Origin of the sequence: Bartonella sp. TT119HLJHH, from assembly GCF_042193385.1 — a bacterium.
Classification (GTDB): domain Bacteria; phylum Pseudomonadota; class Alphaproteobacteria; order Rhizobiales; family Rhizobiaceae; genus Bartonella.
Genome location: NZ_JBHILS010000128.1, coordinates 1 through 753, shown reverse-complemented (window position 1 = coordinate 753; position 753 = coordinate 1). Strand labels below are relative to the sequence as shown.

The 753-nt window shown below is 42.8% G+C and carries 1 protein-coding gene; it reads left to right on the top strand.

What is annotated here, in order from left to right; genetic code table 11:
- Position 1: 1 nt before the first annotated feature.
- The coding region (locus ACFIJL_RS09750; protein WP_375624523.1) for an elongation factor Tu at positions 2-753 on the top strand (752 nt) is incomplete at its 3' end.

The window sequence follows — 753 nt, the reverse complement described above, 5'->3', positions numbered from 1 at the left end:
AATGGCGAAGAGCAAGTTTGAACGAACAAAACCGCATGTTAATATTGGTACGATTGGTCACGTTGATCATGGGAAGACCTCATTGACAGCAGCGATTACGAAATATTTTGGTGAATTTAAAGCTTATGACCAAATTGATGCTGCCCCGGAGGAACGCGCACGTGGAATTACTATTTCTACAGCCCACGTTGAGTATGAAACGGAAAATCGTCACTATGCGCACGTTGATTGTCCAGGACACGCTGATTATGTGAAAAACATGATCACAGGGGCAGCACAGATGGATGGTGCTATTTTGGTTGTTTCAGCAGCTGATGGCCCAATGCCTCAGACACGTGAGCATATTTTGCTTGCACGTCAGGTTGGTGTTCCAGCAATTGTTGTTTTTCTTAATAAAGTTGATCAAGTTGATGATGCAGAACTTTTGGAGCTTGTAGAGCTTGAGGTTCGGGAACTTTTATCCAAATATGATTTCCCAGGCGATGATATACCAATTGTTAAGGGTTCTGCGTTGGCAGCTCTTGAGGATAAGGATAAAAGTATTGGTGAAGATGCTGTTCGTCTTTTAATGAGTGAAGTTGATAATTATATTCCAACCCCTGAACGTCCTGTTGATCAACCATTTTTGATGCCGATAGAGGATGTATTTTCGATTTCGGGTCGTGGAACGGTTGTTACGGGTCGTGTTGAGCGTGGTGTTATTAAAGTTGGAGAGGAAATCGAGATTATCGGTATTCGTCCAACGTCTAAGAC